Here is a 15113-nt window from a genome sequence, read left to right on the forward strand (position 1 = left end):
TCATAACAGAACTGTGACAGTACTTGCCTATTATGAAAAGAGCATAACACCTTCACATGATGCCATGCTCTTATTATCAATATGCTTTATGCTTATAATGCACCTCTGCCAATTCCATCAGCTGCCGTGCGAGACTTTCTGCCTGCTTCGACGGGAGTTGCTTGCACGGAGTTGCCGTTTGATCCGCTTGCCCATTTCACGCTTTACATCATCCTTGAATGTCCAGTCGATGACGGTGTTGTCTTGAATGATTTCCGTAATAATGTGCGTCAGTTCCTTCACATTGTCATCTTCATCCAGAAATATCACCTAAGCTCCTGAACCAACTGATCATAAACCTTCATATCCGTAAACGATTTGAGAGGATAATAGATTTTGTTTGGTACATGATGCTCGATTGTAGGCAGAAGACGTTCATGACAGACGATCAGATCGGCATCTTCCGGGATATCGTTAATCGATGCATTCTCGACTGTAATCGGCAAATTTGCCTGCTGCAATTTTTTGCGCAGCATTGCTCCTCCCATCGCACTGGAGCCAATTCCTGCTTCACATACAAAATAAATCGAACGAATGGTACCTCCCTTCAGCATCTTTGTATCCAGTTCAATTTCGTTTTGTACATTTTCCGCGAAATGAGCGGTATTACGCTCATTCACCCTGGGCAGCCTGCCACTTTCCGTTAATCTGTAAAATGTATTGATTGTTTCTTTCGTATCATTGACTGTTGGCGTTTCTGCTACACGATTCAATAAAACGATACTTATCAAAAAGGATGCGGCACCTGACAAAAGGATGCTCAATAGAATTAACAGCATATCTGCTCTTGGGGATAATGCGGTCAACAGCAAAGCGCTTCCAGGGGAAGAAATCGCAACAAGACCAACTTGAAATTGCTGGAAACAATAAACACCGACCATTCCGCCTATCATGACAGCAATAATGAGCCTTGGCTTCTTAAGGACATATGGGAAATACACTTCATGTATCCCGCCGAAAAAATGAACAAACGTAGCCAGTTTCGCTCCCTTTCGTTGTTCCCCTTTTGTTTTCAGCCAATAGGCAAGGAGGATTCCCAGGCCCGGACCCGGGTTTGATTCGATTAAGAAAAATATTGATTTGCCCAATTCGTTGACCTGGTGTATGCCCAAAGGAGCCAGGATTCCAAAATTCACAACATTATTAAAGAACAATACCTTAGCCGGCTCAACAAAGATAGCGACAAGCGGCAGCAAGCTGGAACTTGCGATGGATCCCAGCCATTGCAATATGATGTCTGTTCCTGCTGAAAATATCTTTCCTATGTACAAATAACAAATCAATGTGAATAAAAATGCGATCAAAGCAATGATGATGTTCCCGATCAGGAGTTCATACCCGGCTCCCGGCAATCGTTTTATAATGTGCTGATCAATTTTCTTAATGATCCAGCCCGAAATCGGCCCGATAATCATGGCGCCAAGTATGGCCGGTACGGTACTGGATAGCGTCAAGCCAAATATAGCTATGGCAGCTGTAGCGCCGCCTTTTTGCCCGCCGATTAATTTTCCGCCGGTAAAGCCGATCAGGACAGGTAAAATCGTATGGTATACCGGGTTTACGATTTGTATGATCGTTTCATTGTACCACCATCCGTAATCACCGAAAATCACACGAATCACACCAACAGCAATAATGATGATGATATTTTGATAGACCATCGCACTCAAAAGTTGGGCAAATCTCCTCATTTTGCTCACAGCCCCTTTGATACGGAAGTGATTCGCTGTTTAAACGATCCCGTCAACACCTCTTCCAGCAAACGCTTCACTTCATGCACTTCCCCGCTTATAATGCCGTTTAAAAAGGCTTCATCAATGAACGATGCCGGAATTTCACTGATCATTTTCATATATTCTTCGGGAGCTTCTGCCGGAACGACCAATAGTATGATAACCGTCACGTTTTGTTTGTCCCCGCTGTCATTGTACCATGGAACAGGCTCTTCCGTACGAAATACGGTCGCGAGTGGAGCGGTCACCCCTTTTGATTTGGTATGAAGCATGGCCAGCTCATCCAATATAAACCCGCCCTGCTGTTCCCTTTCCTTTATATCCGCGATAAGTCTGTTCAAATCGGAAACAGCTTCAGTATCTTCCAAATGAACGAGAAGACTGGATATCCGATCGGAGGCGACTGTCACATGTTCATGCACACGAAAGCCTCTCAATATGTGCATCATGCATTCACCGGATGCTGCAAGAGACAGCAGGGAATTGGATTCTTCTGCATCACTATTCGTCTCACTTACTGCCGGATGTTTTTCCTCCGTATGAATGGTACTGACCAATGAATTCCTGATTCTGCTTACATCATCCGTGTTAAGAATGGGACTCACAATTTCAACATCGATGTCACTTTTAACCGGCAGATTTACCGTCGAAATAATAATATCTGCATCATGGTCATTTTGCAGCCACTCAGTCAGTTCATTGACGGAAATGACCGCTGTCACTTTCAAATTTGGAATTTCGGAACGAATTTTCGTGGACAGATACATCGATGTGCCAAGCCCACTTGCACAAACCACCACTGCCTTGTATGTCTCATTCGCATAACTTTCAATCCTTAGCACCGAGGCGCCAACATGCATGGTCAAGTAACCGATTTCATCTTCGGGTATTGGATAGCCAGTTTTTTCTGTCAGCAGTGCACAGGCATTTTCGCAGGCCGCATAAACATCCGGATAATTTTCCTTTATCTTAGCCAGCATCGGGTTGTGTATTTGTAATTGGTATTTCAGCCGGTTAAGGACCGGTACGAAGTGGGAGACCAACCCGTCGAACAACAGCTTATCCCCTTCAAAAGATGTATTAAGATCATGCTCGATGGATCGAATAAAGCTTTGCGTCAACTCGATCCACTTAAATTCTTCGCCGCCGTCATCCGCTTCTGTCGTTTCCGCAGACACCTTTGCACCCGCCAAATGCAGTGAAATGTACTTTGTTTCGATTTCGGGGAATGTCACCGAAAATAACTGTTCCAGATGATTCACAATTTTTTCAGCAAGTAAAAGCGTATCGGAATCCATAGGCTGCCACTCACTCAGGTTGGTTTGTTCGATTATCTTTCCGCTCTGAATCCTTTCCATTGACAAGACGATATGGATGATCAGATTGACATAATTCCGGTCGGTCAGAACAATGTCCGACTGCTTATCCAATACCTCATTCAATACGCGATCCACATCGCTGATTTTATCGGTTTGCACAAATTTCAGCAATCGATTACGAATGATCGAGCCCAATTTTCCGTACAAAATTTTATCCGAAGCAGGTTTCTGGAAAAACGCCAGCCAATCTTCAAACGTGATATCCTTATGAAGTAACCGTGACAGCAGCGTCCTGCGCTGTTGCTCTGTACCATCAATAAAAATGCCGATGCCCGGTGCACGCTCGAGTGTAATGCCACATTCCTCAAAACCTGCCCTGATCTTATCCAGATCATAGGCAATGGTTGCTGCGGAAACACCAAACTTGACACTGAAATAATCGGTTTTCAAGGGGGCGTTTGACAATAACAGGTCGTACGCAATCCCTTCCTGACGCTCTTCCGGAGAGTATGTGGTCATGACTTTGGCATCCTGCAGATGGACCTTCAGCTTCCGGATATTGTCGTCTGATCCCTGCAGCTGGAGGCCTGACCCCATTTTTTTAGAAATTTTAACATGATAGCGGTTTAAAATAGGCGTAAGCGATTTGACCTCCCTTTGAAGCGTCCGGACACTCAGCTTGAAGTATTCGGAAAGCGATTTATAAGAGATCGGTTTTTGATCATTCATGAGCGCCCTTAATACTTCTTTTTGCCGTGAATTCAAAAATAGCGACTGTTCCATACCTGCCATCCTTTCTGTCTCAAATGGAACTGCCTTTCTGTTCATCATACCATTTTTTCAGGTGTGAAATAGCGGTTTGACGTGATTATATAACTTTTGATAGGTGTGATAATCATTGCCATATCTTTTGGCGTTTTCAGGAATCACGGCGGTCTCATTAACGGTATCAAAAAACGCCGGAAAATCCTTTGCACTATTCCAGACACCCGTACCAAGCCCCGCTAATAAAGACGCACCAAATGCCGGACCTTCCCTCCCATCAAAAAAGGTCAGCCCGCGCCCTAATACATCGGTCAAAATCTGCCGCCATGCGGGACTTTTACTTGCACCGCCGGTTACATACAAATCATGAATGGATACATTGCAGCGCTTGATCAGTTCATAACAATCTTTCAGGCTGTACGATACACCTTCCAGAAGTGCCCTTGTGAAATGGTCACGGGTGTGCTGGTATTGGATGCCGAAGAAAACCCCTTTGGCATCAGGATCATTATGCGGTGAGCGCTCGCCATTCAGATAAGGAAGATAGAACAGTCCTTCCGCTCCGGCCGGGATACCATCTATTCCTGCAAGAAACGCATCATACAATTCATCAGAAAAGGTGTTTTTAAACCAGTTTAACGACATCCCTGCCGACAATGTCACCCCCATCACATGCCAGGTATCCGGCAAACAGTGACAAAACTGATGTAAGGTCGCCAGCATTTCATCATCGCTGACAGACGGAAGCTGATTCACCGGCGCAAAAACAGTGCCCGATGTTCCCACACTGACAAAACCTGAACCTTCATCATAGATGCCATTACCGAGTGCTGCTGCGGCATTATCACCGGCGCCTGCCACAATGTTAGTTCCAGCCATTAACCCTGTGAGATGAGCCGCAACTTGTGACACGTTACCCACAATCGTCTGACTTTCATGGACTTCCGGCAGCCAGGAGAATGGCAGATCAAGTGCCGCCATCATTTCTCTTGACCATGTACGTTTTTCCGTATCAAACAAGGCTGTACCGCTTGCGTCTGAGACATCACAGGAAAAAATGCCGCTTAATTTAAAAACGATATAATCCTTTGGCAGCATCACATGACGAATGCGCACAAACCGCTGTGGCTCATGCTTTCTGATCCACAGCAGTTTTGGTCCCGTAAACCCCGGAAGCACGGCATTTCGTGTGATCGCCATTACCCTGCTTTTTCCTGCAGCTTGTTCTATTTCCGTACATTCGTTCTGCGTTCTGACATCGTTCCATAAAATGGCATTTCCCAGTTCTTCCTTATTTTCATCGAGTAAAACCAGACTGTGCATCTGTCCGGAAACGCCGATTCCCCTTATCTGACCGGCTTTGATGCCTTTATCCCAAATCTGGCTTAGTGATTCCCTGACACCCTGCCACCATAGCTTGGGATCTTGCTCCGCCCAGCCGGCTTTTGGAACATCAAAATCATAGGAATAGCTTCCCGTTGCAACTGTATGTCCATTTGGATCCACTACCAGCACTTTCGCTCCCTGTGTGCCGATATCGATCCCCATTAACAATTCCCTGGCCATGTAATAACTCCTTTATCCACAAAGAGGAAAAGCCGAAATGACGACTTTTCCCTTAGATGTGTTTATAATTTGCTTTACAGTTTGATTTGTACTTTTAAGTCATCCGGATTTCTTGGTCCCTTGAGAAAATCAATCGTCTCTTCAAGCGATATTTCTTTTGAGATGATATGCTTAAGGTCAATCCGGCCGTTCTTCACCCACTCAAATGCCGGCAGGAAGGTGTGATTAATGGCCATTGTGCCAAGTATTGTCCAGTCATCATTGTACAATTTGAATGTATCCAGCGGAACAGTGGCTTCTTTGGGGGTGACGCCAAACTGCAGATATGTCGCCGTTTTTCCCATGTATTGAAATGCTTGTTCAATCACTTTTGGAATACCGGTCGCATCAATGACAACGTCAAATCCATTCGAGTAATCACGCAATTCGCTTTGGATATTCTCACTTAAGACGCCTTTGGTTGCGCCCCATTCAAAAGCCATATCAAGCTTATCCTGTGAGAGATCAACGACAACAAGTTCCGATGCCCCGGCCATTTTTATGGATTGAATCAGCTGCTGTCCCATCGCACCGGCACCAAATAAAATCACCTTGTTGCCGACCTGCAGATTGAGCCGGTTCATGCCATGGACGACACATGCCATTGGCTCAATAAAGGCAGCTTCGCCAAATGACATGGCATCAGGGATGGTTACAACGTTTCCACTCGGGACTTTCACATATTCCGCCATGCTGCCATCCACTGTATTGCCTATGGCTCCCCAGTTTTCACATTGATTGCCGCGATTGGTCAGGCAAAATTCACAATGCCCGCAAAAAAGCGATGGATCAGCTGTGACCCTTTCCCCGATTTCAAAATCCTGTACATTTTCACCGACTTCATATATGGTACCGGAAAATTCATGTCCCGGAATGATCGGATAGGGCGAGAGGAATTCTCCCTGAAAAATATGAATATCTGTTCCGCATATACCTATATTTTCTACCTTAATGGTTACCTCATCAGCACCTGGCTTCGGGTATGGTACCTCTTTGACGGATGCTGTATATGGTTTCTCAACGACTAAAGCTTTCATAATAGATCCTTCCTTTCATTAAAATTTAAAATTTTTTGAAGATGAGCAGTCTTACCTGAATCCAATTTTCGCCAACTCAATTTTTATGCTGGAAGAATTGGACAAAAGTAAAATAATTAATCTTGAAAACATACAATACGCTATCTAAGCGGAGGAAATATACGGAGACTCCTACGGGAGGATAGGCATAGGTGAGACCCCGGAGCGCGTCAGAATGGTTCAAAGGCTAAAATTGCGACGTCCTGTCGCAACGCCTTTGTGACCAACGTCCTCTTGGCCCGAGCTCACCAGCCGCCCGTGGAGAGCGTAGTATATTTCCGCAGCGAATTATATGCGCCATTTAAATACGGATTTCCTGTAATAAAACACTTTTATCCAAGACTCTTAAGTTGATTTATCCTTTGACGGCGCCCATTGTCAGGCCTCTGACCAATTGTCTTTGTGTAAACCAGCCCAAAATGATGACCGGTAAAATCGAGATGGACGCGGCTGCTGACATTTTTGCCCAGAATAACCCTTCCTGTGTCATGTAGGACGCCATATATACCGGCAATGTCGCAGCGTTGGTGTAACTCAGACTAACCGCGAAAAAGAATTCATTCCAGGCAAACACCATCGATAATAACGCCGTCGATACCAGTCCTGGTCTGACAAGCAGCAAAACCACCTGAAAGAATGCCTGCAGCCCGGATGCACCGTCAACCTGTGTCGCTTCGATAATCTCGAACGATACATCATTAAAAAATGACCGCATCATCCAGATAATCAAAGGAATATTCATACCGGCATAAAGCAATATCAAGGCAAGCAGGGAATCCAATAGATTGACATTCTTAAACAACAGATATAATGGAATAATAATCCCTGCAATAGGCAGAAACCTGGTGGAGATAATCCAGAATAAAATATCGTCCTTATGCTTTACCTTCAATAGTGCCAGGGCATATGCTGCTGGAACCCCGAGCAAAAGCGCAATAACGGTAGACGCAAGCGTGACAAACACGGAGTTGGCGAAGAACCCGCCTATCCCCGCTTCCCAGACGATTTGAAAATTCTCCAGTGACGGCTTAAAAAATAAGGAAGGCGGAATATTGATAGCTTCACTTTCCGTTTTAAATCCCGTGATAAAAATCCACAGAATCGGGAAAAAGAACAAAATGGCAATCACATATGTAAGCAGCGTCAGTCCGCCCGATGTAATTTTTTTCATGACTGTTCCTCCCTGAACATACGACGTAATAATCTAAACATAAACAACATCATAATGATCGTTAATATAACCGTCAGCACACCTACTGCCGAAGCCTCTCCTATATCCCAGTTCTGGAACCCGATGCGGTAAACCAAAAATGATAGATTGGTAGAAGCATAACCCGGGCCACCCGCGGTTGTGACGTATATCTCGCCAAACACCTGCAGAATGAACATCAGCCCCAGTAATAACACGACCTCAATATATCTGAATAAATGCGGGATCGTTACATGGATAAACTGACCCATTTTATTTGCCCCATCCAATTGTGCCGCCTCGATCAATTCAGCCGGCAATGACTGCAAACCTGCCAATAAAATCAGCATGAAAAACGGGGTCCACATCCACGATACAATTAGTATGATCGATAAAAGCGGATGCGCGGACAACCAGTCAATCGGCGCCTTTCCAAATACATGCGCAAAATAAGACGACATACCGAAATTGGGATTGTACATCAATGTTTTCCATACAATGGCTGATACGGTCGGCATAACAAAAAAAGGTGTAATGAATATCGTTCTTACAATCCCTTTTCCAAAGAAGTTCCGGTTCATCAGTAGAGCGAATGCAAATCCTAACAGGAAGCATATGACGAGAACAGCCGTCGTAAGCAAAACTGTGTTCCCGAACACCTGATAAAAGGAAGACGATGTCAGGATATTTTTAAAATTTGCCAGCCCGGTAAATACAACACCCTGGTCCGGCCGCATTAAATTCCAATCCTGAAAACTGTAATAAATCGTGATCAAAAAAGGAATCTGCGTCATGATAATCAGGTAAATCGCACTCGGCCATATGAGCCTTTTAACAGGAGGCTGGTTGGAAGTTCTTTTCTTATTTTCTGTTGCTTGCATACTCATCCCCCCCTCGTAATGGAATCTGCTTGAAACGAACAATGATCATGAAAGGAACAGAAGAAGACATGCATCTTCTTCCATCCTCTCTCTGAAACTCTTATAATGAATGACTATCTTACAATCGGCTATTCTTTATACCCGCCCTCTTTGGCAGCATCTTCTGCCAGCTTTTGGGCTTGTTTCAGAGCTTCATCTACCGATTTATCACCGGAAATGGCCGCCGCAATCTGTTGACTGACCTCTGTTCCCAGTGACTGGAACTCCGGAATAGCAACATACTGCGCACCGACATATGGAACAGGATCGACAGCAGGATTATCATAATCGACACTTTGAATGCTTTCCAGAACCATATCGGCAAAAGGGGCTGCCTCTTTGTATTTCGGATTTTCATAGGTTGAAATTCGCGTTCCAGACGGCGCGAGACCCCACCCTTTTTCCTCGCCCACAAGTTCTACATATTCCTGACTTGTCGACCATTTAATGAATTCGAATGCGGCATCTTTGTTTTTGCTCGCTGATTCAATTGCCAGCGACCAGGCATACAGTCCACCAGTGTTTTCTTCTTTCACCTGTGTAGGCGCAAAAGCATAACCAATCTTTCCGGCTACAGAAGAATCATCCGGATTATTCAACGTTCCGGCAGCAACCGTTGCGTCGTACCACATCGCGGCTTTGCCGGTAGACATAATTGTCAATGCTTCGGTATATCCGGTACTCGTAGCTCCCGGCTGACCAGCATCATGTAACAAATCAACATAGAAATTCACAGCATTTTTGGTTTCCTCGCTGTCGAGCATCGCATTCCAATCTTCATCATAATACGATCCGCCAAAAGCGTTGATCATCGTCGTCACCGGTGCCATCATTTCCCCCCAGCCCGGCAGTCCGCGCAATACGATTCCAGGTGTCCCGGTTTCCTCTTTAATGGTACGTGCCATATCACCAACTTCTTCCCATGTTGGATGCTTCGGCATTTCCAGGCCGACCTCTTCGAAAATCTCCTTATTGTAATAAAGCATGGTGCTTTCCCCGTAAAAAGGAAGCGCGTACAGACTATCATCATAAGTCAGGGCGTCCCGCATTGTCGGGAAAATATCTTCCAGGTCGTATGCTTCTTTCTCATCTTCACTCATGTCATCCAGTCGCGGGCTGATAGGCTCAATCCATTCATTCTTCGCCCAGATCGGTGTGTCATAAGTACTGATGGTCACAATATCAAAAGCACCCGCTCCCAACGCGACATCTTCCGTTACTTTTTTACGGAGATCATTTTCCGGCAAAACAACAAATTCAACTTCAATTCCTGTGTCTTTTTCAAAATGTTCCTTCGTCAGCTCCTGCATAATTTTCATATCCGGATTATTAACAGTCGCAACTTTTAAAACCTTCTCTTCCCCTTCATTGTCATTGTTACTTTCATCCTCCCCGGCAACACTTTCGTCTGGAGAAGTGGAACTGCATCCGACGACGATAATTGCAAGCGTTATCAAAGCCGCCCATAATAAACCAAACTTTTTCTTCATATTAGCTCCCCCTTGTTTTTTTACTTGCTTTATATAAATTATAACAAAGAGTTTAGGCTGTGAATGGGCGGGATGTCACAAGATTGTCATAGTTGTCGGGTGACAAAGTTTAGAAAGGTTTGAATTCTAAGTGATCTGAGGGATTAATTCTTGCGATGTGATGAGGATAAAAACTTATTTATAATAATTTGATGTAATATGATCAAACTTTAAAAGTGACAGCAGACAAAAAAGGAATAGCCCCGCGAGCTATTCCTTCTATCCAAGAAAGGCAATACGTTTATTCAGTCAAAAGACTTTGCACCGATATAACGGCTTTGCCAATAATCGTATGTCATGGTTGTTACTTCTACACCGGTTTCTTCAGTACCGGCATGGATCATTTGGTTATCTCCAATATAGATCCCGCTGTGCGAAGGGCCATCCTGATATGTGTTTTCGAAAAATACAACATCACCGGGACTCGGGTTGTCTACATGTGTACCATTATTAGCCCACATATCAGCGTGTGTTCTATCTAAATCGATGCCCGCCTGGGCGAACACATAATTGATAAAACCGCTGCTGTCAAACCCTGTTTGAGGACTTTCGCCTCCGTATTCGTATGGCGTGCCAACTAAGCTTTGCGCAATTGAAATAATCTCGTTTTGGGCATCAGATGATACTGTTTCCGCATCTGTTTTCGTTTCGGGTGCTTCCTGAATTGTTACATTGTCAGAATCATTAGTGGCTGAAAATAATGCTTCCTTCGTTTCCGGTCCCACTATACCATCAACCTGAAGTGCATTGTTTTCCTGAAAATCTGTCACTGCCCCTCCTGTTTTTGCACCAAAAATCCCATCAGTACTCAGGTCATGCCCGTGATCATTTAAAGCCGCTTGTACTTCTTTGACCTCTTCGCCACGATCCCCTGTGGTAATTAAACCAACATTCGGGCCAGCCTGTTTCTGTTTATCAACTTGAACGTTTACCGATGCTTTATTCTGACTGGTACCTGCATCCGGACCGCCGTGAGCTAAAACACTTCCGGAAAGAACCGGTGTGAATGCAAGTGACGTTAATAATGCCGTGGAAACTGCATACTTCTTCACATTATGATGATGCTCCACCATTATGTATCCTCCTTAGATGTCTGATTTCTTTTCTATTTTACCAAATAAAACAGATTATCAGATTATAAGGAGGTTAAAATTAATAACAATGTGGTTTCGGGATATGACGAATTGTAATCTGGTGAGTAAAAAAAGTCCCAGCTAATCAGTAGTCCCGGTAATGCAACCAATCACATTAATAAGCCAGCCATCCTGCATCCGCTCTTATCACATCCGCATTGACGAATCCGGAATCATAAGAGGCCAGGAACAACGCTATTTTCGCCACTTCTTCGGGGTCGCCTGAGCGCGGATTATTATCCGAGCCGGACATAGCTCTCTTTGCGCCAAATTCATTGGGCTCTGCCATGGTCGTACCAATATTCGTGTTAACATCGCCAGGGGCTATGGCATTGCAGCGGATGCCTTTTTCAGCATATTGAAATCATCGCGCCAACAGACCCGTCACGAACACACACCTTATTCATTTCCTGCAGGATTTTACTTGGATTTGTAAAATGATGAAACCCAGTCTGCTGACAACCAAATCAAGAGATATTAATGGAGGTAACTCTATTAACAAAAGGTGCGATGGACCGGCTCAGAATACCACACGACGAGCACCAAGTGTTTTTCCGCAGCGGACACTATAATCCAGGCTAGTTTGTCAACCATAGATTTTGGTGTTGACCCTTTATTTTACTATAACAAGCATCATTCCAAAACGATAAAGTATTCTGACATGTGCGGAGGGGATTTTTTAGTTTAATGGATCCGTTTGTTCCAGCAGTTAGACAATATAAACGATACGTTCGGACTGTTCTAATGCCCTGGGAGAAGTTAATGAAGAATTGCAGGAGCATTTCCGTGTAGTAACTTTTGAAGCAGCAAAAAGCGGTAAAATCACAAGGGAGACGCGGATATTTTATATCGGGGATTAATCCAACAAAATTTAAAGCACAGGATCGCTGATTTCTTCCTGTGCTTTTTATTTAAAAAATCTTCTGTAACCAAGGTCAGGCCCTTAGGCGTACGATGATATGTAATCGTTACAATCAAAAGGAAAGGGTGCTTGTGATGTACTACCCCCCATATGATCATCCTGCATATCATCAGAATCAATATCATACAAATATATTTAATAACCGGTTTCTGCCATCACGCCAATATCCTCCTGTGGATACGGAGATGCTCTCTCAATCACTCAATGAATTTCAGATTTTAATCCATCAAGGTGAAATTTTACTGGACAGATTGAATGACACCCAATACGCCGTACAGCTCATGCAGGCCGCCCAGCAGGGGAACCAATCTGAAGTAAACCGGCTGATTGATTCAATTGACGGCTTGTATGTACCGACCCAAACCACCTATACACCATCAGGCGTTATTTTTGAACTTCAGTCACCTGCTGTCAGTCAGGGTGCTAATTGCTGTACCTTAAAAATTACCCTTAAATGGGGAATGTAAATTTCAAAGAGCAGGATGATTAGTCGTATCCTGCTCTTTGAATTGGAAGCACGGAGTTGACACCTCTGTACCGCTGGTTAAGCCACAGTCGCAACAGACCCGTCATATTTTAATGTGCTCAAGATGTATTGCAGTGTTTTACCGCCTACAGGATCGACAACACCTGCCCACTTATTGCGGCGAACCGGCTTTTGCTCCGTATTAACAATCTCTTCACGGCCGATAACGTCTTTAACTTCTAATCGTTTTAAATAGTCCGCCGCTTCATTGGTTTTTCCGGTACTGGCTACCACCTGCTTACTGAACAGTGTCAACATTATCTGTTATGTTTGTTATTCGGAAACTTTTTTCGCTTCAAATCCGACTTTATCAATTTTATCAATAATTTCCGAGATTCCTACCAATTTCCGATTAAATGTTACCCGCCCATTTTCAGCTGATAAGTTTACATTTACTTCCTTTACCCCAGCCATTTCCGTAACTGCCTTTTCAATTTTGGTTGGGCAGTTGGAACAGTGCATACCTTTAATAGCCAAATAGTTTGTTTCATTCATTGTATGTTTATCACCACCTCCATGCCTTTTAATTCATTTTATTTAAAACTGAACCGGTTTAGAACACACAAATACTTCCCGGGCCAGTCTCATCTTTCTTTCACTTTGTTCCCGAGACGAAACGATAGCATGATGCCAAATTTATGAACACCCAGCATTAACGTTCCGGCTGCAACCTGATCATATGTCGTATTAAAAGGGGCGGGAAGCAATAAATTGACAGAACTGGCTTGAGAGGGAGCACAAAGTTGGGCAGTGAATTGGCTGGCAAAAGGATTGTTCATTCCGCCGATAAATGCATTCACGATGAATAACAGACAGGCTGGCATTAATACAACCCCGCTCAAAAAAGCGTAACGTTTCATGCGCCTCCTGCCAAATCTCTGTTTCGGATCAGGCGATGTAATGGGCCACCACATCGAAAAAGCTAATATAAACAGCAGCAATAAATAGCCATTATGAAAAAAGGTATTTTGTACGACGTTATTTAAAATGACTGGTGAATGGTACAGCAAAAATAACAAGGAAAAAATAAACAATGATATTTTCGGAGGTAAAATAAATTTACTAAATCGTTTTAATATGGGAATCTTCCATGCTTGTTGATACAAACGATAGGGCATCCCCAGCAATAATAGAGGCGGAATCATAAAATAAAGAATGCTCATTTGCATCATGTGTAAACTGAATGAAAGATGCGTAATGGTTGATAAAGGGCTGCCTATGATGAAGTATAATAAACCTAAAGATAGAAAGAACAAAAGTGGCTGTTTATGATAAATTTTTATGTTTTCGAAACGTTTAATCAGATATACATATAAAACAGCTGTACACGTGAAGCCCGCTAAAAAAGGGATATTCCACTCAAGTAATCCTCCAAGCAGCACATCATAAAGCAAGTGATCCCCCCTCATGATTCAAAGATTCTATGACCGTGTTTTCGTATTCTTATTTGTATGATTAACATTCACAAAAAATTCACACCGATTTCACATTATTATCGTTGATAAACTGCCCGTCTATCGATAATATAATGTTAAAGGTTGTTTTAATTTGTTATAAATAATCATAAATATTAAAGAGGTGATCCGGTGCTGCCCATTGAACGGCAACAGAAAGTTAAAGAATTATTAAATGAAAACCACAGCATGAAAATATCCGAATTAAGCAAGAAACTTGATGTTTCCGAAATGACCATTCACCGTGATTTGAAGCCATTAATTGATGACGGAACAGCCATAAAAACATTTGGGGGTGTTACATTAGCTCATGGAGGTAACAGAAACCCTTCTACTGTTGAAGCGTGTGTTTTTTGCAGTCGGACAATAAATGAACGATTAACTTATCGGCTCATTCTGCCGAACAACCAAATTGAAATGGCATGTTGTGCACATTGTGGGCTTCTCCGTCATCGTCAGCTGGGAGATAAAGTCATCCAGGCAATTTGCCCTGATTTTTTCAGACAGACGACGATAAGTGCATCTTTAGCTTTTTATGTTTTGGATACTTCAATTGATATTGGATGCTGCCAGCCGCAAATACTGCCATTTGAGTGGGAAGAACATGCGGAAAAATTTGTTAAAGGGTTCGGGGGAAAAGTTTATCGTTTTAGTGAAGCAAAAGAGGCCATTTTCCAAAAAATGAATGGGAATGACCAATGCAGCAGCAAACACCACTGAGTGAGAAAGGTTCAGTGGTACAGATTCTGAGGGAATGAAGACAATTATTGAAGATTTAGAAGTCCGGTGAAAAAGTCAAATTGTGCTAGGAATTTCCTTGCTTTATGTCGAATATAGTCTATAGAACACTTATAAAAGGATGATCCGTTTATGCTTTCACCAAAGCAAAACCACATTCAACCC

At 43.4% G+C, this 15113-nt stretch carries 14 protein-coding genes and 1 pseudogene; 2 read left to right on the plus strand and 13 right to left on the minus strand.

Features of this window, described 5'->3' with window-relative positions:
• Positions 1–117: 117 nt before the first annotated feature.
• From E4U82_RS08075 to E4U82_RS08120, 10 genes and pseudogenes are all read right to left on the minus strand, one after another.
• Positions 118–309, minus strand: coding sequence for a type I restriction enzyme endonuclease domain-containing protein (locus E4U82_RS08075; RefSeq protein WP_245183537.1), 192 nt, complete (start codon positions 307–309; stop codon positions 118–120).
• Positions 306–1730, minus strand: a complete 1425-nt coding sequence (locus tag E4U82_RS08080; protein ID WP_135109690.1) for a PTS transporter subunit EIIC — start codon at positions 1728–1730, stop codon at positions 306–308. The genes E4U82_RS08075 and E4U82_RS08080 overlap by 4 nt, the downstream gene beginning before the upstream one ends.
• Positions 1731–1735: 5 nt before the next feature.
• The gene (locus E4U82_RS08085; RefSeq protein ID WP_167751359.1) at positions 1736–3874 is read right to left on the minus strand and encodes a BglG family transcription antiterminator; all 2139 of its coding nucleotides are present in this window, start codon (positions 3872–3874) and stop codon (positions 1736–1738) included.
• A gap of 57 nt (positions 3875–3931) precedes the next feature.
• A complete protein-coding gene (gene xylB / locus E4U82_RS08090; protein ID WP_135109692.1) occupies positions 3932–5422 on the minus strand; it encodes a xylulokinase in 1491 nt (496 codons plus the stop codon).
• 74 nt (positions 5423–5496) lie between these two features.
• Entirely contained in the window at positions 5497–6498 is a 1002-nt protein-coding gene (locus tag E4U82_RS08095) for a zinc-dependent alcohol dehydrogenase family protein (protein WP_135109693.1), read from the minus strand.
• A 394-nt stretch (positions 6499–6892) separates the two neighbouring features.
• The gene (locus E4U82_RS08100; RefSeq protein ID WP_135109694.1) at positions 6893–7708 is read right to left on the minus strand and encodes a carbohydrate ABC transporter permease; all 816 of its coding nucleotides are present in this window, start codon (positions 7706–7708) and stop codon (positions 6893–6895) included.
• Entirely contained in the window at positions 7705–8607 is a 903-nt protein-coding gene (locus tag E4U82_RS08105) for a carbohydrate ABC transporter permease (RefSeq protein WP_167751360.1), read from the minus strand. The genes E4U82_RS08100 and E4U82_RS08105 overlap by 4 nt, the downstream gene beginning before the upstream one ends.
• A gap of 128 nt (positions 8608–8735) precedes the next feature.
• Positions 8736–10136 (minus strand): ABC transporter substrate-binding protein, encoded by a 1401-nt coding sequence (locus E4U82_RS08110; protein ID WP_135109696.1) that lies wholly within the window; start codon positions 10134–10136, stop codon positions 8736–8738.
• A gap of 284 nt (positions 10137–10420) precedes the next feature.
• Positions 10421–11248, minus strand: coding sequence for a C40 family peptidase (locus E4U82_RS08115; protein WP_135109697.1), 828 nt, complete (start codon positions 11246–11248; stop codon positions 10421–10423).
• Positions 11249–11423: 175 nt separating this feature from the next.
• Positions 11424–11672 (minus strand): annotated as a pseudogene (locus E4U82_RS08120) (SDR family oxidoreductase); the annotation flags it as partial.
• A gap of 632 nt (positions 11673–12304) precedes the next feature.
• Between E4U82_RS08120 and E4U82_RS08125 the strand changes: the two are divergent.
• Entirely contained in the window at positions 12305–12697 is a 393-nt protein-coding gene (locus tag E4U82_RS08125; protein WP_135109699.1) for a YuzC family spore coat inner layer protein, read from the plus strand.
• A 77-nt stretch (positions 12698–12774) separates the two neighbouring features.
• Here the strand turns inward: E4U82_RS08125 and E4U82_RS08130 are convergent, their stop codons facing one another.
• From E4U82_RS08130 to E4U82_RS08140, 3 genes are all read right to left on the minus strand, one after another.
• The gene (locus E4U82_RS08130) at positions 12775–13011 is read right to left on the minus strand and encodes an MDR/zinc-dependent alcohol dehydrogenase-like family protein (RefSeq protein ID WP_135109700.1); all 237 of its coding nucleotides are present in this window, start codon (positions 13009–13011) and stop codon (positions 12775–12777) included.
• Between the two features lie 18 nt (positions 13012–13029).
• On the minus strand, positions 13030–13251 hold the full coding sequence (locus E4U82_RS08135; RefSeq protein WP_135109701.1) for a cation transporter: 222 nt from the start codon (positions 13249–13251) through the stop codon (positions 13030–13032).
• A gap of 89 nt (positions 13252–13340) precedes the next feature.
• The gene (locus E4U82_RS08140) at positions 13341–14150 is read right to left on the minus strand and encodes a cytochrome c oxidase assembly protein (RefSeq protein WP_167751361.1); all 810 of its coding nucleotides are present in this window, start codon (positions 14148–14150) and stop codon (positions 13341–13343) included.
• Between the two features lie 192 nt (positions 14151–14342).
• On the opposite strand from E4U82_RS08140, the gene E4U82_RS08145 reads away from it, so the two are divergent.
• Complete coding sequence (locus E4U82_RS08145; RefSeq protein ID WP_209300547.1) at positions 14343–14930, plus strand: DeoR family transcriptional regulator; 588 nt, start codon at positions 14343–14345, stop codon at positions 14928–14930.
• The last annotated feature ends 183 nt before the right edge of the window (positions 14931–15113 follow it).

It is taken from the genome of Lentibacillus salicampi (assembly GCF_004565465.1).
Lineage (GTDB): Bacteria > Bacillota > Bacilli > Bacillales > Amphibacillaceae > Lentibacillus > Lentibacillus salicampi.

Coding starts and splice junctions, on each gene's coding strand:
- E4U82_RS08080 (WP_135109690.1), bottom strand. CDS start 1,730: ATGAGGAGATTTGCCCAACTTTTGAGTGCGATGGTCTATCAAAATATC.
- E4U82_RS08085 (WP_167751359.1), bottom strand. CDS start 3,874: ATGGAACAGTCGCTATTTTTGAATTCACGGCAAAAAGAAGTATTAAGG.
- xylB (WP_135109692.1), bottom strand. CDS start 5,422: ATGGCCAGGGAATTGTTAATGGGGATCGATATCGGCACACAGGGAGCG.
- E4U82_RS08095 (WP_135109693.1), bottom strand. CDS start 6,498: ATGAAAGCTTTAGTCGTTGAGAAACCATATACAGCATCCGTCAAAGAG.
- E4U82_RS08100 (WP_135109694.1), bottom strand. CDS start 7,708: ATGAAAAAAATTACATCGGGCGGACTGACGCTGCTTACATATGTGATT.
- E4U82_RS08105 (WP_167751360.1), bottom strand. CDS start 8,607: ATGCAAGCAACAGAAAATAAGAAAAGAACTTCCAACCAGCCTCCTGTT.
- E4U82_RS08110 (WP_135109696.1), bottom strand. CDS start 10,136: ATGAAGAAAAAGTTTGGTTTATTATGGGCGGCTTTGATAACGCTTGCA.
- E4U82_RS08115 (WP_135109697.1), bottom strand. CDS start 11,248: ATGGTGGAGCATCATCATAATGTGAAGAAGTATGCAGTTTCCACGGCA.
- E4U82_RS08125 (WP_135109699.1), top strand. CDS start 12,305: ATGTACTACCCCCCATATGATCATCCTGCATATCATCAGAATCAATAT.
- E4U82_RS08135 (WP_135109701.1), bottom strand. CDS start 13,251: ATGAATGAAACAAACTATTTGGCTATTAAAGGTATGCACTGTTCCAAC.